Genomic DNA, 15,208 nt, shown 5'->3' on the forward strand with positions numbered 1-15,208 from the left:
GCATAAATGCGCACTCTACGATGTAGGGTCGCCACTCATGGCGACCAACCTAATTAGCGCCTGTTTAAGGGCGTTCAATCGTTAACCCCACGCCCATCCCGCCGCCGACACACAGCGTGGCCAAACCGCGCTGCAGCTGGCGTTGCTCAAGCGCATGCAGCAGCGTGACCAGAATGCGGCAACCAGATGCGCCAATCGGATGGCCGAGCGCAATCGCGCCGCCATTGACGTTGACGCGCTCGGGTTGCCAGTGCAGCGCTTTCCCCACCGCGAGCGCCTGAGCAGCAAAAGCCTCATTTGCCTCGATCAAATCCACTTGATCCAGCGTCCATCCCGCCTGTTTGAGCGCTTTTTGCGTGGCAGCAACTGGGCCGATGCCCATCACCGCAGGATCAACCCCCGCGATACCGCACCCCGTCAAACGCGCCATGACCGGCAACCCCAGCGCCGCTGCGCGCTGTGCCGACATCAGCATCACTGCGGCTGCGCCGTCGTTAAGACTGGAAGCATTGCCTGCAGTCACACTGCCCTCTTTTTTGAATGCGGGATGCAAACGCGCCAACCGTTCTGCGGAACTGTCCGCACGCGGTTGCTCATCTTCACTGATCACCTTCACTTCTCCTTTCGCTTGTGGCACATCGAGCGCAGTGATCTCTGCGCGAAAGCGCCCTTGCTGCTGTGCCGCTACCGCCTTTTGTTGCGACTGCAAAGCGAAGGCATCCTGGTCTTCACGGGTGATGAGATACTCATCCGCCAGATTTTCAGCGGTGATCCCCATGTGGTAATCGTTAAAGGCATCCCACAACCCGTCATGGATCACGCTGTCAACTAACTGGCTATGGCCTAAACGACAGCCACCGCGTGCATCAGGTAGCAAATAAGGTGACTGACTCATGCTCTCTTGACCACCGGCAATGACGATGTCGGCTGCGCCACTCTGAATCGCTTGCGCCGCCTGAATCACTGCTTTCAGCCCCGAACCGCACACCATATTCAGCGTGGTGGCGGGCACGCAGTAAGGCACACCGGCAGCGACGGAAGCCTGCCGCGCCGGGTTTTGCCCGCAACCTGCGGTCAACACTTGCCCCATGATCACTTCATCTATTTGCGCAGGATCGACCTGGGTCTGCGCTAATAGCTTGGCGATCACCTTTTGTCCCAATTCAGCGGCGGAAAGCGTCGCCAGCGCGCCATGAAAACGACCAATTGGTGTGCGGGTCGCCGCAACAATCACGCACTCGTTCATAACGCCTCCGGGCTTTGTTGGTTGAAGGCCATTTCCCGCACATCATCCGCCACGCGCAGTGCTCCAGCCGTTTTGGCGCGAATCTCTTCGATGCTCACACCCGGCGCGTATTCACGCAGTACAAAGGCTCCGTCTTCAATTTCCAGCCAGGCAAGTTCGGTGATCACTCTGCGGATACAACCGACGCCGGTAAGCGGCAAGGTACATTTGCTAAGCAGTTTCGATTCACCATGCTTTGAGGCGTGCGTCATCATCACGATAATGTTCTCGGCACCGGCAACTAAATCCATTGCCCCGCCCATGCCTTTCACCATTTTTCCGGGGATCATCCACGAGGCAATGCTTCCTTGGGTATCGACCTCCAGCGCACCTAACACGGTCAGGTCAACGTGACCTCCTCGAATCATGGCGAAGGATTGCGCGGAGTCGAAAATCGCCGCCCCTTTGCGTGCTGTCACGGTTTGCTTGCCAGCGTTGATCATGTCGGCATCTAACTCTGCTTCAGTGGGAAAAGCGCCCATGCCAAGCAGACCGTTTTCTGACTGCATCATCACGTCCATACCTTTGGGTACGTAATTGGCAACCAGCGTGGGCATGCCAATGCCAAGGTTGACGTAATCACCATCACGCAGCTCCTGAGCCACACGTTGCGCCATCTGTTCACGCGTCAGCATCTGTGCCTCCTGCTCTTAAAGTGCGCTGTTCAATACGCTTCTCGAAATTGCCTTGAATGACGCGATCGACATAGATGCCCGGCGTATGAATGGCTGCGGGATCAAGCTCTCCAGGTGCGACAATCTCCTCCACTTCCACCACCGTGACGCGCGCAGCCATCGCCATCAGTGGATTGAAATTCTGTGCCGTATGGCGATAAATAACATTGCCGTACCAGTCCGCCTTCCAGCCTTTGACGATGGCAAAATCACCGCGAATCGCCTGCTCCAGAATGTAATGGCGTCCGTCAAACTCTCTCACTTCTTTACCTTCCGCCACGGGCGTACCGTAACCGGTAGCGGTATAAAACGCGGGAATACCCGCCCCGCCCGCACGTACTTTTTCGGCCAGCGTACCTTGAGGCGTCAGGATCACTTCCAACTCACCACTCAGCATCTGCTGCTCAAACAGCGCGTTTTCACCCACGTAAGAGGCGATCATGGTTTTGATTTGCTGGTTTTCCAGCAGTAAGCCGAGGCCAAATCCATCTACACCACAGTTATTCGACACCACCGTCAGCCCCTTCACGCCCTGCTGGCGAATGTGGTCGATAAGGTTTTCTGGAATGCCGCACAGGCCAAACCCCCCTGCCAGTACCGTCATATTGTCTTCCAACCCCGCCAGCGCTTGCTGATAGCTGGTGACGCGTTTATCTAAACCTGCCATTGCCGTGCTTCTCCTGAATTCGCCGGATAAAGCCATCCTCACGTCACAGAAATGATTTGTTAATTTTGTTTTTATGCACTTTTCATTTACTTTTTTTATTAATAGGTTGTTAATCGTTGTTTTACATAAAGTTAACAAATTAAAAAATGAAAATGACTATCAAGCAGTTACGCGCGTTTTTAGCGGTGGCTCACACTTTAAACTTCGCCCAGGCCAGTGAGCGACTGGCAATTTCACAACCTGCCCTAAGCCTGGCGATCAGTGGACTGGAAGGCGCGTTGGGGGGGCCGTTGTTCATGCGCACTACCCGTCATGTGTCGCTCACACCGGAAGGGGAGATCTTTTTCCCCATGGCACGGCGACTGCTGGCGGATTGGGAAAATGCCGAGGAGGCAATGCACCTGCGCTTTACGTTGCAACTTGGGAAAGTGTCGATAGCCGCCATGCCCTCTTTCGCCGGCAACTTACTGCCCGCTGTGCTGAAGGCATTTCGTCAACGCTATCCCGGCGTCAACATTGCGGTGCATGACGTGATCAACGAAACGGTGTTGGAAATGGTGCAAGAAGGACGTGTGGAGATGGGCGTGGCGTTCGAGCCTGAACTCGCTGATTCACTGCATTTCACGCCGTTGGGCAGCGATCGCTTTGTCGCCGTGGTACCCGCTGAAAGTCCGTTGGCACAAAAATCACAACTGAGCTGGCGTGAATTACTGCATCTGGATTTTATTACTTTGCAACGCCCCTCGGCGGTGAGGTTGTTACTGGAACAGTCTCTGGCACAGGCGGGAAAACGTTTGGATGTGGCCTATGAAAGCCATCAGTTGGTTACGGTCGGCAAAATGGTGGCCAGCGGCCTGGGTGCCAGCGCGGTACCGGCGCTCTGCATTCAGCAGATGCGAGAACTGGGTGCAGTGTGTGTGCCATTGGTGGCGCCCACCATTGAACGCCGCGTCGGCATTCTGCGTTTGAAACAGCACCACTTATCCCACGCGGCGGCGGCGCTGGCGCAGACAATGAGCGATGAATGCCGTTGGCCGGATTTATAAAGCTGTTGTGTCAATTTTTATTAAACGAACAATAGTCTTTACCCTATCGGGAAAAAATAACTCATGCTGAATTGAACATTTAAAATGAACAAATCCTTGGGTGGTTTAATAATAAAAGTTATAAATATCATCATAAAAAGAACATAAACGCTTCCGTTTTCGTCAAGTTTGATTAATGAAACTAATATAACAGAGCGGCGCAATACTTTGAGATTAACACCCCGCTTTAATCCGGACATTTTCGGATCAACCTAAAAACACCTCAGGTGTAAGAATAATCCTAATCCAGTTAATAAACTCTGGAACGTTGCAGAAAATATTTTAGTTACACAGAAAAATCTATGAGTAACCAATAGTCTCCTTCGTAAACTATCAACCAACTTAAATTATACTGGGAAAAGAGAATATGAATAATAACGCCTTACCCACATCACTTTGATGGTTAACAGCGTATGAATGACTAAGGTATTTAGCATTAAGTGCTATAAATTATTTGATCTTACTCTCTTACTTTCAAAATTAATCCTGGAGAAATTAGAAAATTCTTACCTCTTTATAGGTATGCAAGTGAACGTTTATGTCCAAGTGAAGAAAAGACAAAGATATTCCTGTGAAACTTTAACCACATAGCCTAAGACTATTCTGATTACAAAAATCAGTCCATTTACTTAACCCATTGAATGAAAACAACTATCCTGCCAGGATATCCGCAGCTCTTTATGGAGCGGATGAGTCAGTTATGAGAAACACAACCAAAGAGGACATACGCTGCGCCAGTTGCAAATATCGCTGCCAGCTGACGGATCGAAACAACGATATTCTTCATCGATGCCCAATACAAAAAATCGCCGTCTGGCCTGACAATAATCACTTTCTGATGAAAGGTGTGTTGTCTTTAGTGGCAGGACGCTACGAAAGTGTATTTTGTCGTGGATGTATATTCGTTGATTTTTCGATTCATAACATACGTTATTTAACCAATAAGAACTGGATTGAGTATCTTAAATCAACCGGCTTAACGATCGTGCTCGTGTCCGATCGCGCACTGTCCGCATTAGCGGCACACTGGATTAAGAGAGAGGGAATCCACTCGATTATCTATTGCGAAGACCAATTGATCGATATTAAGAAAACAATCAACAGTACCTATTATGGTTTGAAAGGAGGTGTAACACGGAGAGTCAACGCACTCTCCTGTGAAGAGGTTAATTTCCTTGATTTAGCGCTCAAAGGAAACTCTCTCTCTTCAATCTCAGTCGCTATGAATCATGACATGAAAAAGATTTACAACATTAAAGATTCCATTCGTAGGAAAACCGGCACCAGCTTTAATCAGCTGCTCTCGGGTCACTAAGTAAAAGGATTACACGATGATGACTCAAAAAAATAAATCATTACTCGCACTGGTTGTTTGCAGTGCACTGTTCTCTGCCTCTGCGTTTGCAGCATCGGACAATACCATCAATTTCCAGGGTGAAGTGGCAGATGAAACCTGCTCGATCTCCGTGAATGGTAATGCCGCTTCGCCCGTTGTATTAATGCCAACCGTCAGCAAAGCTGATCTGGCCGCAAGCGGTGATACTGCGGGGCAAACTGCCTTCACGGTCGGATTAACCGGCTGCACAGGAGATGCGTCTGCATCCACAAAAATCTCAACGGTCTTTGTCGGCAATAACGTGACGGCTAATGGCAACCTGGCCAATACCGGTAGCGCGACCAACGTTGAGGTGCAATTGGTGGATAGCAAAGATGCCGTCATCAATTTAACGGGCGGTTACACCGGTAGCGGTGACCTGACGCTGGCCGCAGGCGAAACCGAAGCCTCTGCGACTTACAACGCGCAATATTATGCCAACGGTGTTGCCACGGCCGGTACGGTCGAGGCTTCTCTGCAATATGCCGTGACCTACCAATAATAACAAATCAGTGTGGCTCATCTTATTCAGAGCCACACTGTGTATCATGGAATCGTGTCTATGTTTTTACGCAAAATCCTGTCTTGTTTATTACTGGGCACCGCACTGAATTCAGTTAATGCCAGCGTGACATTAGTAGGTAGCCGTATTATTTATCCGGGAGATGCCCGTTCCGTCGATATTCAATTCAAGAATGGCGACAACATCCCTTATCTGATTCAGGCCTGGTTTGATGATGGCGATGTTGATGCCCAACCACAGCAAATAAGCAGTGTGCCTTTTATTATTACGCCCCCGGTATTTCGCATCCAACCGAAAGCCGGACAAGTGGCCCGTGTGGTGTTTAGCCAATCTCGCTCGTTACCGCAGGATCGCGAATCAATGTATTGGTTCAACATGCTACAAATTCCGCCTGCAGAAAAAACGACCGCTGGCAAACAGAATGCGATGACGGTGATGCTGCGCAATCGCATCAAGCTTTTCTATCGCCCTGCCAGCATTGGTAAACCTGACAACATTTTGCAAGGAATCACCGTTCGCAGCCTGTTTGATAAGCACCGAGGCAGTGGTCTGGCAATTGAGAATGCGCAACCCTGGTTTGCTTCATTGGTGGCGGCCTCACTAGTGGTAGCAAGCCGAACTTACCATTGTGAACCCGAAATGGTGGCTCCTTTTTCGCAGCAAACTTGCTGGTTTCCCAATACCAAACAGCGCTTACAGGGTGTAGGCACCGTGCGTCTCGACGCAATTAACGATCAGGGAGCAAGAATAAGTGAACGTTACGCCATCCACTTACCGTGAATTAACATTGCCCTTTTTCTTGCTGACTGTTTCATTCTCTTTTTCAACACCTGCTCTGAGTGATGAATATTATTTTGATCCATCATTGTTTAAAGGGTCAGCCTTTGGTCAAAACATTGAACAATTTAATCATGGGAATCTGCCAGCGGGGCACTACCTGGTGGATGTCTATCTTAATAATAAGCTGGTCTCGTCTGGCCTAAAGCTGGAATTTTTGCCTGCTGCTGGAAAACAGGCCGTAGAACCTTGCTTGCCGCTGTCGCTGGTGAAAATGATGCAAATTAAACAAGCGACCAGCCAAACGGCTGTCGCAGGTTGTGCCCCTCTCGCAGCCTGGACACCGCAGGGGAACTGGGAATTTGATTCCGCGGCTTTACGTCTGAACATCATCGTGCCCATGTCCGCGCTTAATCGCACGCCGAGGGGGTACATCCCCCCCGAACAGTGGGACCAGGGTATGACTGCGCTGTTCCTGCGCCACAACACCAACTACACCTGGACGGACAACAGCGCATCAGGCTACCGCTATCAGTACTTATGGAGCGGCATTACTGCAGGCACGAACCTGGCGACCTGGCAACTGCGTCATCAAGGTAATTTCCGCTATCTCAACAACAGCCAGGGAGGGAGCCGCTATCGCTACAACACGGTCAGAAGCTGGGTACAAAGACCGATCGAAACCCTGAATAGCCAGGTCACCCTTGGCGATAGTTATACCGAAGGATCGCTCTTTGGCAGCCTGGCATTTAACGGCATTAAACTTGCCTCCGATGAGCGCATGCGCCCACAAGGACGGCGTGGCTATGCCCCTGAGATTCAGGGTATTGCCTCATCAAATGCGCGTGTGGTGGTCAAGCAACTCAATCACGTGGTGTATGAAACCCTGGTCTCGCCGGGGCCTTTTATCATTGATGACCTTTATAACACGCGCAGTCAGGGTGATTTCGAGGTTGAAGTGATCGAAGCCAACGGCAAAATCGCCTCCTTCACCGTGCCATACGCTTCGGTGCCGGACTCGGTGCGTCCAGGTAACTGGCACTACTCTTTGGCCCTTGGTCGGGTGCGCCAGTATTACGCGGTCAACAACCAATTTTTTGAAGGCGTATTGCAGCACGGCATCAGTAATAATCTGACAGCCACCGCAGGAGCGCGCTTAGCGGAAGATTATCAGGCCTGGTTGCTGGGAGGGGTCTGGGCGACGGGCGTGGGCGCATTGGGGATCAACACCACCTTCTCTCAGGCGAAAGTTGAGAACGATCAACGCACCTCAGGCTGGCGAGCAGAGCTGAGTTACAGCAAAACCTTCGAGACGGGCACCAACCTGGTGCTGGCTGCCTATCGCTACTCCACGCGCGGCTTTCGCGATCTTGAAGATGTATTAGGGGTACGTCGTCAGCAGCAGGCGGGAATCGATTATTTCTCTGACTCGCTCAATCAACGCAATCGCCTTTCTGCCACCTTGAGTCAGTCAATGGACGCATTGGGTTTGGTGAGTCTGAGCGCCAGCACCGCAGATTATTACAACAATCAATCACGCATTACGCAGTTGCAACTTGGCTACACCAACAGCTGGCGAGCCATCAGTTATGGCATCAACGTGGCGCGACAACGTACCTACTGGAACTCCCGTCTGGATGACATCAGCATCAATGATAACCAGGACAGTAGCCGTCAGCAGAAGTACACCGAAAATACGGTGTCATTCAACGTCTCGGTGCCGTTGAACTGGGGGTCAGGTTTCTCATCGGTCGCTTACAACTACAACCAGTCAAAGCAGAGCCGTGCATCGACAGTTTCCTTAACGGGGTCCGCTGGCGACCAACGTGATTTCTCTTATTCACTGTATGGCGGCACAGAGCATTACCGCAGTGGCGACAGCGGTGCGGCCAGCTCATTCGGCGGCAACCTGCAGCAAAACACCCGCTTCGGTGCGATAAGAGCCAACTACGGTCAGGGAAACCACTATCGCCAGCTTGGACTGGGCACCTCTGGCACGTTGTTGCTGCATAGCGGCGGCCTGACGGCGGGACCTTACGCCAGCGACACCTTTGCTCTGATCCATGCCGAAGGCGCTCAGGGTGCAGTGGTGCAAAACGGGCAAGGCGCGGTGATTGACCGTAACGGTTATGCATTGCTGCCGTCATTGACGCCCTACCGTGAAAACACCGTGAGCCTGGACACACTCAACATGCGTGCCGACGCCGAATTGAGCGGAGGGAGCCAGCGAGTGGTGCCTTACGCCGGGGCAGTGAGCAAAGTTAATTTCTCAACCTTACAGGGCCATGCGGTGCTGATTTCATTAAGCACAACACAAGGCAGTGCACCACCTATGGGCGCAGAAGTGCGCGATGTTGCCGGCACCGTGGTTGGTGTAGTCGGTCAAGGTAGCCAGTTGTACGCCCGAGTTCCGCATGATTCGGGCAGCCTGGAGGTGCGCTGGGACGGCAATTCACAGCGCTGCTTAGTGAATTATCAAATCACCGGAAAAACGCAACAGGCGCTGATCCTTCTGAATGGTATTTGCAGGAAGTCTTAATACGTGAACATAAAATATACGCTTTTTGCGTTACTGATGCTGCCGCTGACGCTTTGGGCTAACTGCATTAAAGTAACCAGCACTTCTTCACTCTCTGCCGCTGCGCTAGCGGCCGGTTACACCGCATCTTCCTGGACAGGGGCGTGTGATACCTGTTCAGGTAATTTGGGGTTACCTTCCGTTATCAGCATTAATAGCGGGACTTCATTTCAGCCTGCAGGCTCGCTGATTGCCAGTTCGGTGGGATCATTCCTCACTTCCGCCAGCAATGTGGCCTACAGCCCTAATCAGATCCTGTACCGCTGTGCGGTGGCCGATGCCAGCAGCTTGTTTGAGATGTACGCCACCAATGGCGATAGCGCTTATGCCGGAATGTATGCCAGCAGCGAAGTCAGTGGTGCCTATTACGATGTGGCGAAAAACGTCGCGGTGCGCATGACCAACACCACAACCGGTGAGTATTACAGTCGCTACTGGAAAGCGCGTCAGTTCACCTCGGATAATTGGTACTCAGACGGGACTTACCTTTACATCCCGGCCAGCGCGTTCAGTAATGTGCTGTATGAGATGTTTAAGATTAGTTCCACCAGTTACTACGCCAACGGTGATAACCGTTACAGCGATACCTGGACGCAGCCGCGTGGCTATATCGCCTTCAAAGGTCCGGGGCTGGATACCAACAGCCTGATGGTGGGTCAGGACAGCGCCAGCTATTGGTACGGATTTTATGGCAACTGGCCTGCCGCATGGAGCACCTACCGCAACGTCACTTATGTTCGAGGTGCACTCTGTGAAGTGCTGAGTTATCCCTCCGTCGTGCTACTACCGACCATCAGTGTCGGTACGCTCACCGGCGGGGGCAGCAGCCAGGCGCCCTTTTCCATCTCCCTACAGTGCGAAACCGGTGCTAAAGCCAGTACCAGCACCTCAACCAGCAGCTCAGCCAACGTGGCGATGGGTTTATTGGTGAATCAATCCAATGCCGTATTACAGGCAACCCAATTGGGCCTGACCACCAGCGGAGGCGGATTGACCTGGCTGCTGGATACGCGCTATGGCAGCAGCGGTGTGGCCTCTGGCGTGGGGATTAAAATCTATGACAGCAACGGCAGTGCCATCAATCTGTTGCCTAACCTGTCTTCAACTGGCACGGGCAATACTCGCGGCTGGTATGCCTACGACGATTTAACTTCTCTGGTTTCTTCGGGGAGCCCCGCTATTTACAGCGGTGATTTTACAGCTTCACTTGAAGCGTTGAGTGGACAAACAGTGACAGCAGGTACCGTGAATGCGCAGTTGCAAGTTGTGGTCAGTTTTCAGTAAGTCGCTGGCACTGGCCAGCCTGCTTTTTTCCGCACACACTCTGGCAGTGGTGAATGTCGACAGAACTCGCATCATTTTCAACGCCAATCAATCCAGCCAGACGCTGAATCTCAAAAATGGGCCTGAAAACCCCACGGTGGTTCAGATTTGGAGTGATGAAGGTGATCTGATGCTGTCACCGGATCTCAGCAAAACACCGCTGTTTGCTATGCCTCCGATGATGCGGCTTTCACCCGATGAGCAGCGAGCTATTCGCCTGGTGCTGACGACGCGGCAAGACTTGCCGCAAGACAAAGAAAGTGTCTACTGGTTAAATATTTATCAAATTCCCGCCCTGACTCAGCACATCGGGCGTGCAGAGCAGAAAATAATGCTGCCACTGCGTATCCGGCTCAAAGTTTTCATCCGCCCTGCCACATTAGGTGCCCCCATGCCTGATGACGTGCAAAAACTGCGCTTTGTGTTGCGGGGTAAGCAGTTAAGCATTGAGAACCCTACCCGCTGGAATATGAGTTTGCGGCTAAAAATCGCGAACAGCATTACGGTGAACGATGTGATGGTTGCGCCGCTTGCAACGCAAACTCTGACGTTGAATCAAGCCGTATCACCTGATGAAAAGGTGGATTACGAGGTTTTTGACGATAATGGAAATCCGGTGAGTTATAGCACTATCCTCCATATATCGTGAGAGTGCCGCGCTGATGTTTGGCGCGGCAATTGAAAACGGCTTTTAAACGACAAGCTCACTATGCATTTTCTTTCACCCCACACCAGCGCACCAACGTCAGCGCAATCGCCTTGGTGCAATCCACCAGGTCCGCAATCGACACATGCTCATTGGGCTGGTGTGACATCGCCGGGTCGCCAGGGCCGAAGTTTACGGTCGGCGTTTGTCCCAAGGTGCTTGGCAATCCAATATCGCTGTGTGCGCCAAATCCTGCCAATTGCGTATTGAGTGCTGCATCACTCACGCCCTGCTGGAAGGTGGTGACAAATGGGTGATCAGCTTTGATTTCTGCGCAGTCAGCATCCAGAATCCACTCCACTTTAGCCGGATGTTTTGCCAGGTAAGGATCCAACGCACAGACTTTGGCAATGTGCGTTTCAATCTCCTTCTTCACTTTGCCACCCAAGCCCATTTCATCCTTTTCGCTCGGCAAATACTGCACATCGATCACTATCTCTGCCCGCCCGGCAATGGAGGCCGGATGCTCACCCACTTTCAGCTGCGTCACGATAATCTGGTTCGGCATGTCCATCAGTGGATGATTTTTATCGGGCTGGGTTTGCCAGCGACGATTGAGCACATCAAGGCCATCCAGCATCTGACGGCAGAGCATTACCGCGTCCACCGGGCCACTGCTGTCCCAGCTGTTCGGCGTTAATTCAGCGTGCCCACCAATGCCGTCGAGAATGATGCGTGCCCAAAGAATACCGTGGCAAATCGGTGAAATGCGATTCGCGGTCGGTTCCGTCATGATGCCCGCATCAGCTTTGAAGCCCCGATCCACCATCGCCAGCGATCCCATGCCGCCAATCTCTTCATCCACCACGGTGGTAAACACCACGTCTCCCGCCAGACGAATGTCGAGATCCTGCAATAGCTCTACCGCCATCAGCATGCAGGCGACGCCCCCTTTCATATCCACTGCGCCACGACCGTACACTTTGCTCTCTTTAATTACCGGCGCAAAAGGGTCGGTTTGCCAGTGCTCAGCTGGGCCGGGCGGCACCACATCAATATGGCCCGTCAGCATCAGTGACTTGCCGCCACCTGCCCCCCGCAGCGTGCCGCCCAGGTTAGGCCGGCCCTCAAACGTTCGCCCTTTATGGGCTCCCGGACGACCGGCGTATTTCTCCAGCAGTGCCGGACCATCGGGATCCCACAGGTCAGTTTCCATCCCTAAAGCAATCAGCCGCTGTTGCAGGTAGAGCTGGCAATCGCGTTCACCCGGTCCCGCTTCACGCGGGTCCACTTTCACAATGGAGGGAAACGCCAGCAGGTCACACAACGTCTGTGCAATGCGATCGGCGCTGGCATCAACGTGCGCGCTTATTCTTTCAGTCAGGCTCATCAGTTATCTCCGGTAAATGAAAAGTCGTTGTGCCATTAAGACGAGGATTAACAACAGGCCCACCGCGCCCAATTGCCACACGCTGTTTAGCCCCAGTTGCAACATGCAGGTTTTGATGGTGACCAGCATCAGCGCGGCGGCCAGCACACCGATCACACTGCCGCGACCACCGAATATGGCGACGCCACCGAGCAGCGCTGCTGTTAACGATTCCAGTTCGAGGTTGACGCCAATTTCAGGCCTTGCGCTGCCCAGCCAGGTCAGAGAAATAAATCCGGCGCAACCCGCCAGCAGGCCGCTGAGGCAATACACCAGCAATCGCAAGCGATCGACGGGGATGCCCACCAAACGCGTGGCGTGTTCATTGAACCCACTGGCGTAGATCCATTTCCCCCAGGCGCTCTGACTCAAAAGCAGCCAGGCGATGAGAAAAGCAGGGATAACACACACCAGAAACGGCAGCGGAATAAAGAAGGTTGCGCCTCTGCCCCATTGCGTCAGCTCGGGTGGGACACCGGAAATCGCCGCGCCACCGGTGAGAGCCAGGGCCAACCCTGAAAACAGGTAAAAACTGCCCAGGGTGACAATCAGCGGCCAAAGCCGTAGTCGTGCCACCAGCATGCCGTTGAGCGCACCGGCCAAGGTACCCGTCAGCAAACAAATCAGCGGTAACAGGGCGGGCGTAATGCCCTGGTTCAGCGCCAGCATCCCCATCACCGCTGAAAGGGAGACGTTGCCGCCCACTGACAGATCAATACCGCCGCCGCCGGTCATTACCACCAGTGACTGGCCCAATGCCACCAGCGCCAGCAAGGTCGCAAACTGCAAAATGGAGGTGACTGACCATGCCGCCAGCATTTGCGGTAAGGCGAAAACAATGCCCAGCAGTAACAGCAACCACAACGTGAGAAGTAAGGAGAGATCGGGAGCTTTGCGCCACAGGTTCATGCTGCCCTCCTGAATGTCAGCACACGTCCGCTGGCAGCTTCACTGCTTAACACCAGCAGCAGCACGGCACCGGTTACCACGGTCTGCCACAGCGATGGCACACCAACCAGTAACAAACCGTTCTGCAAAATACGCAGCAGCAGCACACCCAGTAGTGTGCCCAGCAGGCTGCAGGATCCGCCGGTAATCCTGGTGCCGCCCAGCACCACTGCCGCAATGGCCTCCAGCGCCAGCGTGCCACCCACGGTCATCTCTACGTTACGATAAGTCGCGAGATAGCAGGTCGCTGCCAGGCCGCATAGCACGCCACTGATCAGAAAAGTAGCGATGCGTACCTCGGTGACGGGAATACCGGCAAGTCGGGCTTTTTCCTCGGAATTTCCGGCGGCCAGCAGCCATAAACCATAGGGCGTGTGGCGCAGCGCCAGCCATACCAGCGCCCACGCCAGCACAATGATCCACGCCATCACCGGAACCCCGATCAACGTATGCATCATCCCGCGGGTCAAATTATCTGGCAGGCCAGAGAGCCATTGGCCCCCCAGCAGGACAAACAATCCGGTGCGCCAGACGCCAAACAGCCCCAGCGTGCCGACAATCGCCGGAATCCGTCCCACGACCACCACTAAGGCGGTCAGCAGACCGGCCAGTAGGCCAATCAGCGGCCCAGCAAGCGCAGCCAGCCAGGGGGATTGCAGCATCAGCAACTGTCCGACTCCCCACGCTGCCACCCCCATCACCACGCCCACCGAGACATCCACACCGCCCATGGCAATCACCAGCGTCATGCCCAGCGCAATCAGCAATAGCTCGCTGCTGTTACGAAGAATGGTCAGCAGGTTATCTGCCGTGGCGAACCACGGTGAGAACCACGAAAAGCAGCCAATTGCTACCAGGGCGATCGCCAGTAAGGCGATCTCCCGTGAAGTCATGCGCATGCGTAACCCCATCAGAAATTGAACTGATCGACGTTCTCTTTGGTGAACACCGCCGGGCTACCCAACAGCAGCACACCGGTTTTGCTGTCGAACTTCACCGCTTCAGCGAAACCCGGCACCTTGTTTTCAGCCGCAAAGGCTTTGCCATCAATCAACTGCTTGCCCGCCCACACCGTCAGATAACCCAGTTTTTCCGGGTCCCACAGCACCGTGTAACCAAATGCCCCGCTCTTCAGGTAAGCACGTGCGGTGTTCGGACTACAAAAACCACTGCCGATCACTTTATTATTTTTTCCTGCTGTTTCAATTGCCTGAGCGACACCTGGGCAGGTTGTCGAGGCCATGGCGATCACACCTTTCAGGTCAGGATTGGCCGACATCAGATCGGTGGTGATCTGCGCAGCACGACTGGCCGATCCGCCCGCATATTGCGGTTTGAGCAGGGTGATTCCGGGATACTTGCTCTTCACCCGCTGCTGCATAAATCCTATCCAGCTATTCAGATTGGACGCGGTGGCTTCACCGGAAACGATGCCAATTTTCCCCTTTTCACCGACGCGTTTGACCATTTCATCGATGATGGTGTCACCGAGGCCTTCATCGGTAGCTTGCGCAACGTAAACCGGGCGGCCACTGTCTGGCGCATCACTGTCGCTGGTGAACAGATGAACGTGGCTGGATTTGGCTTGTGCCATCACCGGCGCGATGCTCGATGCATCCAGCACGCTAATGCCAATGGCATTGACTTTTCGCGCAATTAAATTCTGCACAATTTGCAGTTGATCCATTGGATTAGTATCTACCGGCCCGCTGTAGACAAACTCCACGCCTAAATCCTTTGCGGCGCGTTTCCCACCTGCTTCCATCGCCTGGAAGTAGGGGATACCGATGATTTGCGGCACAAAGGCCACCTTTTCCGCGGCAAGGGCAAAACCGGAAACCAGCAGTGACAGAGAACAAACAGCAAAGGCAATTCGACGCATGATGATTTTCCCTGGT

General features: G+C 53.2%; 14 protein-coding genes. 7 read left to right on the forward strand and 7 right to left on the reverse strand.

The window, feature by feature from the left end:
- Positions 1–64 precede the first annotated feature (64 nt).
- Genes QMZ30_RS00710 through QMZ30_RS00720 form a run of 3 tightly spaced genes read right to left on the reverse strand, consistent with a single transcriptional unit; the run spans position 65 to position 2,626 of the window.
- Positions 65–1,246, reverse strand: coding sequence for an acetyl-CoA C-acetyltransferase (locus tag QMZ30_RS00710; protein WP_283225942.1), 1,182 nt, complete (start codon positions 1,244–1,246; stop codon positions 65–67).
- Entirely contained in the window at positions 1,243–1,920 is a 678-nt protein-coding gene (locus QMZ30_RS00715) for a CoA transferase subunit B (RefSeq protein ID WP_283225943.1), read from the reverse strand. Before QMZ30_RS00715 ends, QMZ30_RS00710 begins: the two co-directional genes overlap by 4 nt.
- A complete protein-coding gene (locus tag QMZ30_RS00720; protein WP_283225944.1) occupies positions 1,907–2,626 on the reverse strand; it encodes a CoA transferase subunit A in 720 nt (239 codons plus the stop codon). Before QMZ30_RS00720 ends, QMZ30_RS00715 begins: the two co-directional genes overlap by 14 nt.
- 146 nt (positions 2,627–2,772) lie before the next feature.
- Between QMZ30_RS00720 and QMZ30_RS00725 the strand changes: the two genes are divergently transcribed.
- From QMZ30_RS00725 to QMZ30_RS00755, 7 genes are all read left to right on the forward strand, one after another.
- Positions 2,773–3,672, forward strand: coding sequence for a LysR family transcriptional regulator (locus tag QMZ30_RS00725; RefSeq protein WP_283225945.1), 900 nt, complete (start codon positions 2,773–2,775; stop codon positions 3,670–3,672).
- A gap of 739 nt (positions 3,673–4,411) precedes the next feature.
- Entirely contained in the window at positions 4,412–5,026 is a 615-nt protein-coding gene (locus QMZ30_RS00730; RefSeq protein ID WP_283225946.1) for a LuxR family transcriptional regulator, read from the forward strand.
- A gap of 16 nt (positions 5,027–5,042) precedes the next feature.
- Positions 5,043–5,588 (forward strand): fimbrial protein, encoded by a 546-nt coding sequence (locus QMZ30_RS00735; protein ID WP_502921459.1) that lies wholly within the window; start codon positions 5,043–5,045, stop codon positions 5,586–5,588.
- A 60-nt stretch (positions 5,589–5,648) separates the two neighbouring features.
- Positions 5,649–6,389, forward strand: coding sequence for a fimbria/pilus periplasmic chaperone (locus QMZ30_RS00740; RefSeq protein WP_283225947.1), 741 nt, complete (start codon positions 5,649–5,651; stop codon positions 6,387–6,389).
- A 7-nt stretch (positions 6,390–6,396) separates the two neighbouring features.
- Entirely contained in the window at positions 6,397–8,925 is a 2,529-nt protein-coding gene (locus tag QMZ30_RS00745; protein ID WP_283226300.1) for a fimbrial outer membrane usher protein, read from the forward strand.
- 36 nt (positions 8,926–8,961) lie between these two features.
- Complete coding sequence (stbD, locus tag QMZ30_RS00750; protein ID WP_283226301.1) at positions 8,962–10,248, forward strand: fimbrial usher protein StbD; 1,287 nt, start codon at positions 8,962–8,964, stop codon at positions 10,246–10,248.
- Positions 10,214–10,936 carry a fimbrial assembly chaperone gene (locus QMZ30_RS00755; protein WP_283225948.1) on the forward strand — a complete coding sequence of 241 codons (723 nt, stop codon included), beginning with the start codon at positions 10,214–10,216 and terminating at the stop codon, positions 10,934–10,936. The genes stbD and QMZ30_RS00755 overlap by 35 nt, the downstream gene beginning before the upstream one ends.
- A 58-nt stretch (positions 10,937–10,994) precedes the next feature.
- On the opposite strand, the gene QMZ30_RS00760 is transcribed toward QMZ30_RS00755, so the two are convergent.
- From QMZ30_RS00760 to QMZ30_RS00775, 4 genes are read right to left on the reverse strand one after another with little or no spacing between them, the layout of a single operon-like run.
- On the reverse strand, positions 10,995–12,323 hold the full coding sequence (locus tag QMZ30_RS00760) for a M20 family metallopeptidase (RefSeq protein WP_283225949.1): 1,329 nt from the start codon (positions 12,321–12,323) through the stop codon (positions 10,995–10,997).
- Positions 12,324–12,326: 3 nt separating this feature from the next.
- A complete protein-coding gene (locus tag QMZ30_RS00765) occupies positions 12,327–13,271 on the reverse strand; it encodes an ABC transporter permease (protein WP_283225950.1) in 945 nt (314 codons plus the stop codon).
- Complete coding sequence (locus QMZ30_RS00770) at positions 13,268–14,209, reverse strand: ABC transporter permease (RefSeq protein WP_283225951.1); 942 nt, start codon at positions 14,207–14,209, stop codon at positions 13,268–13,270. Before QMZ30_RS00770 ends, QMZ30_RS00765 begins: the two co-directional genes overlap by 4 nt.
- A gap of 11 nt (positions 14,210–14,220) precedes the next feature.
- The gene (locus QMZ30_RS00775) at positions 14,221–15,192 is read right to left on the reverse strand and encodes an autoinducer 2 ABC transporter substrate-binding protein (protein WP_283225952.1); all 972 of its coding nucleotides are present in this window, start codon (positions 15,190–15,192) and stop codon (positions 14,221–14,223) included.
- Between the last annotated feature and the right edge of the window lie 16 nt (positions 15,193–15,208).

The organism is Pantoea sp. EA-12, assembly GCF_030053355.1.
Taxonomy (GTDB): domain Bacteria; phylum Pseudomonadota; class Gammaproteobacteria; order Enterobacterales; family Enterobacteriaceae; genus Pantoea; species Pantoea vagans_C.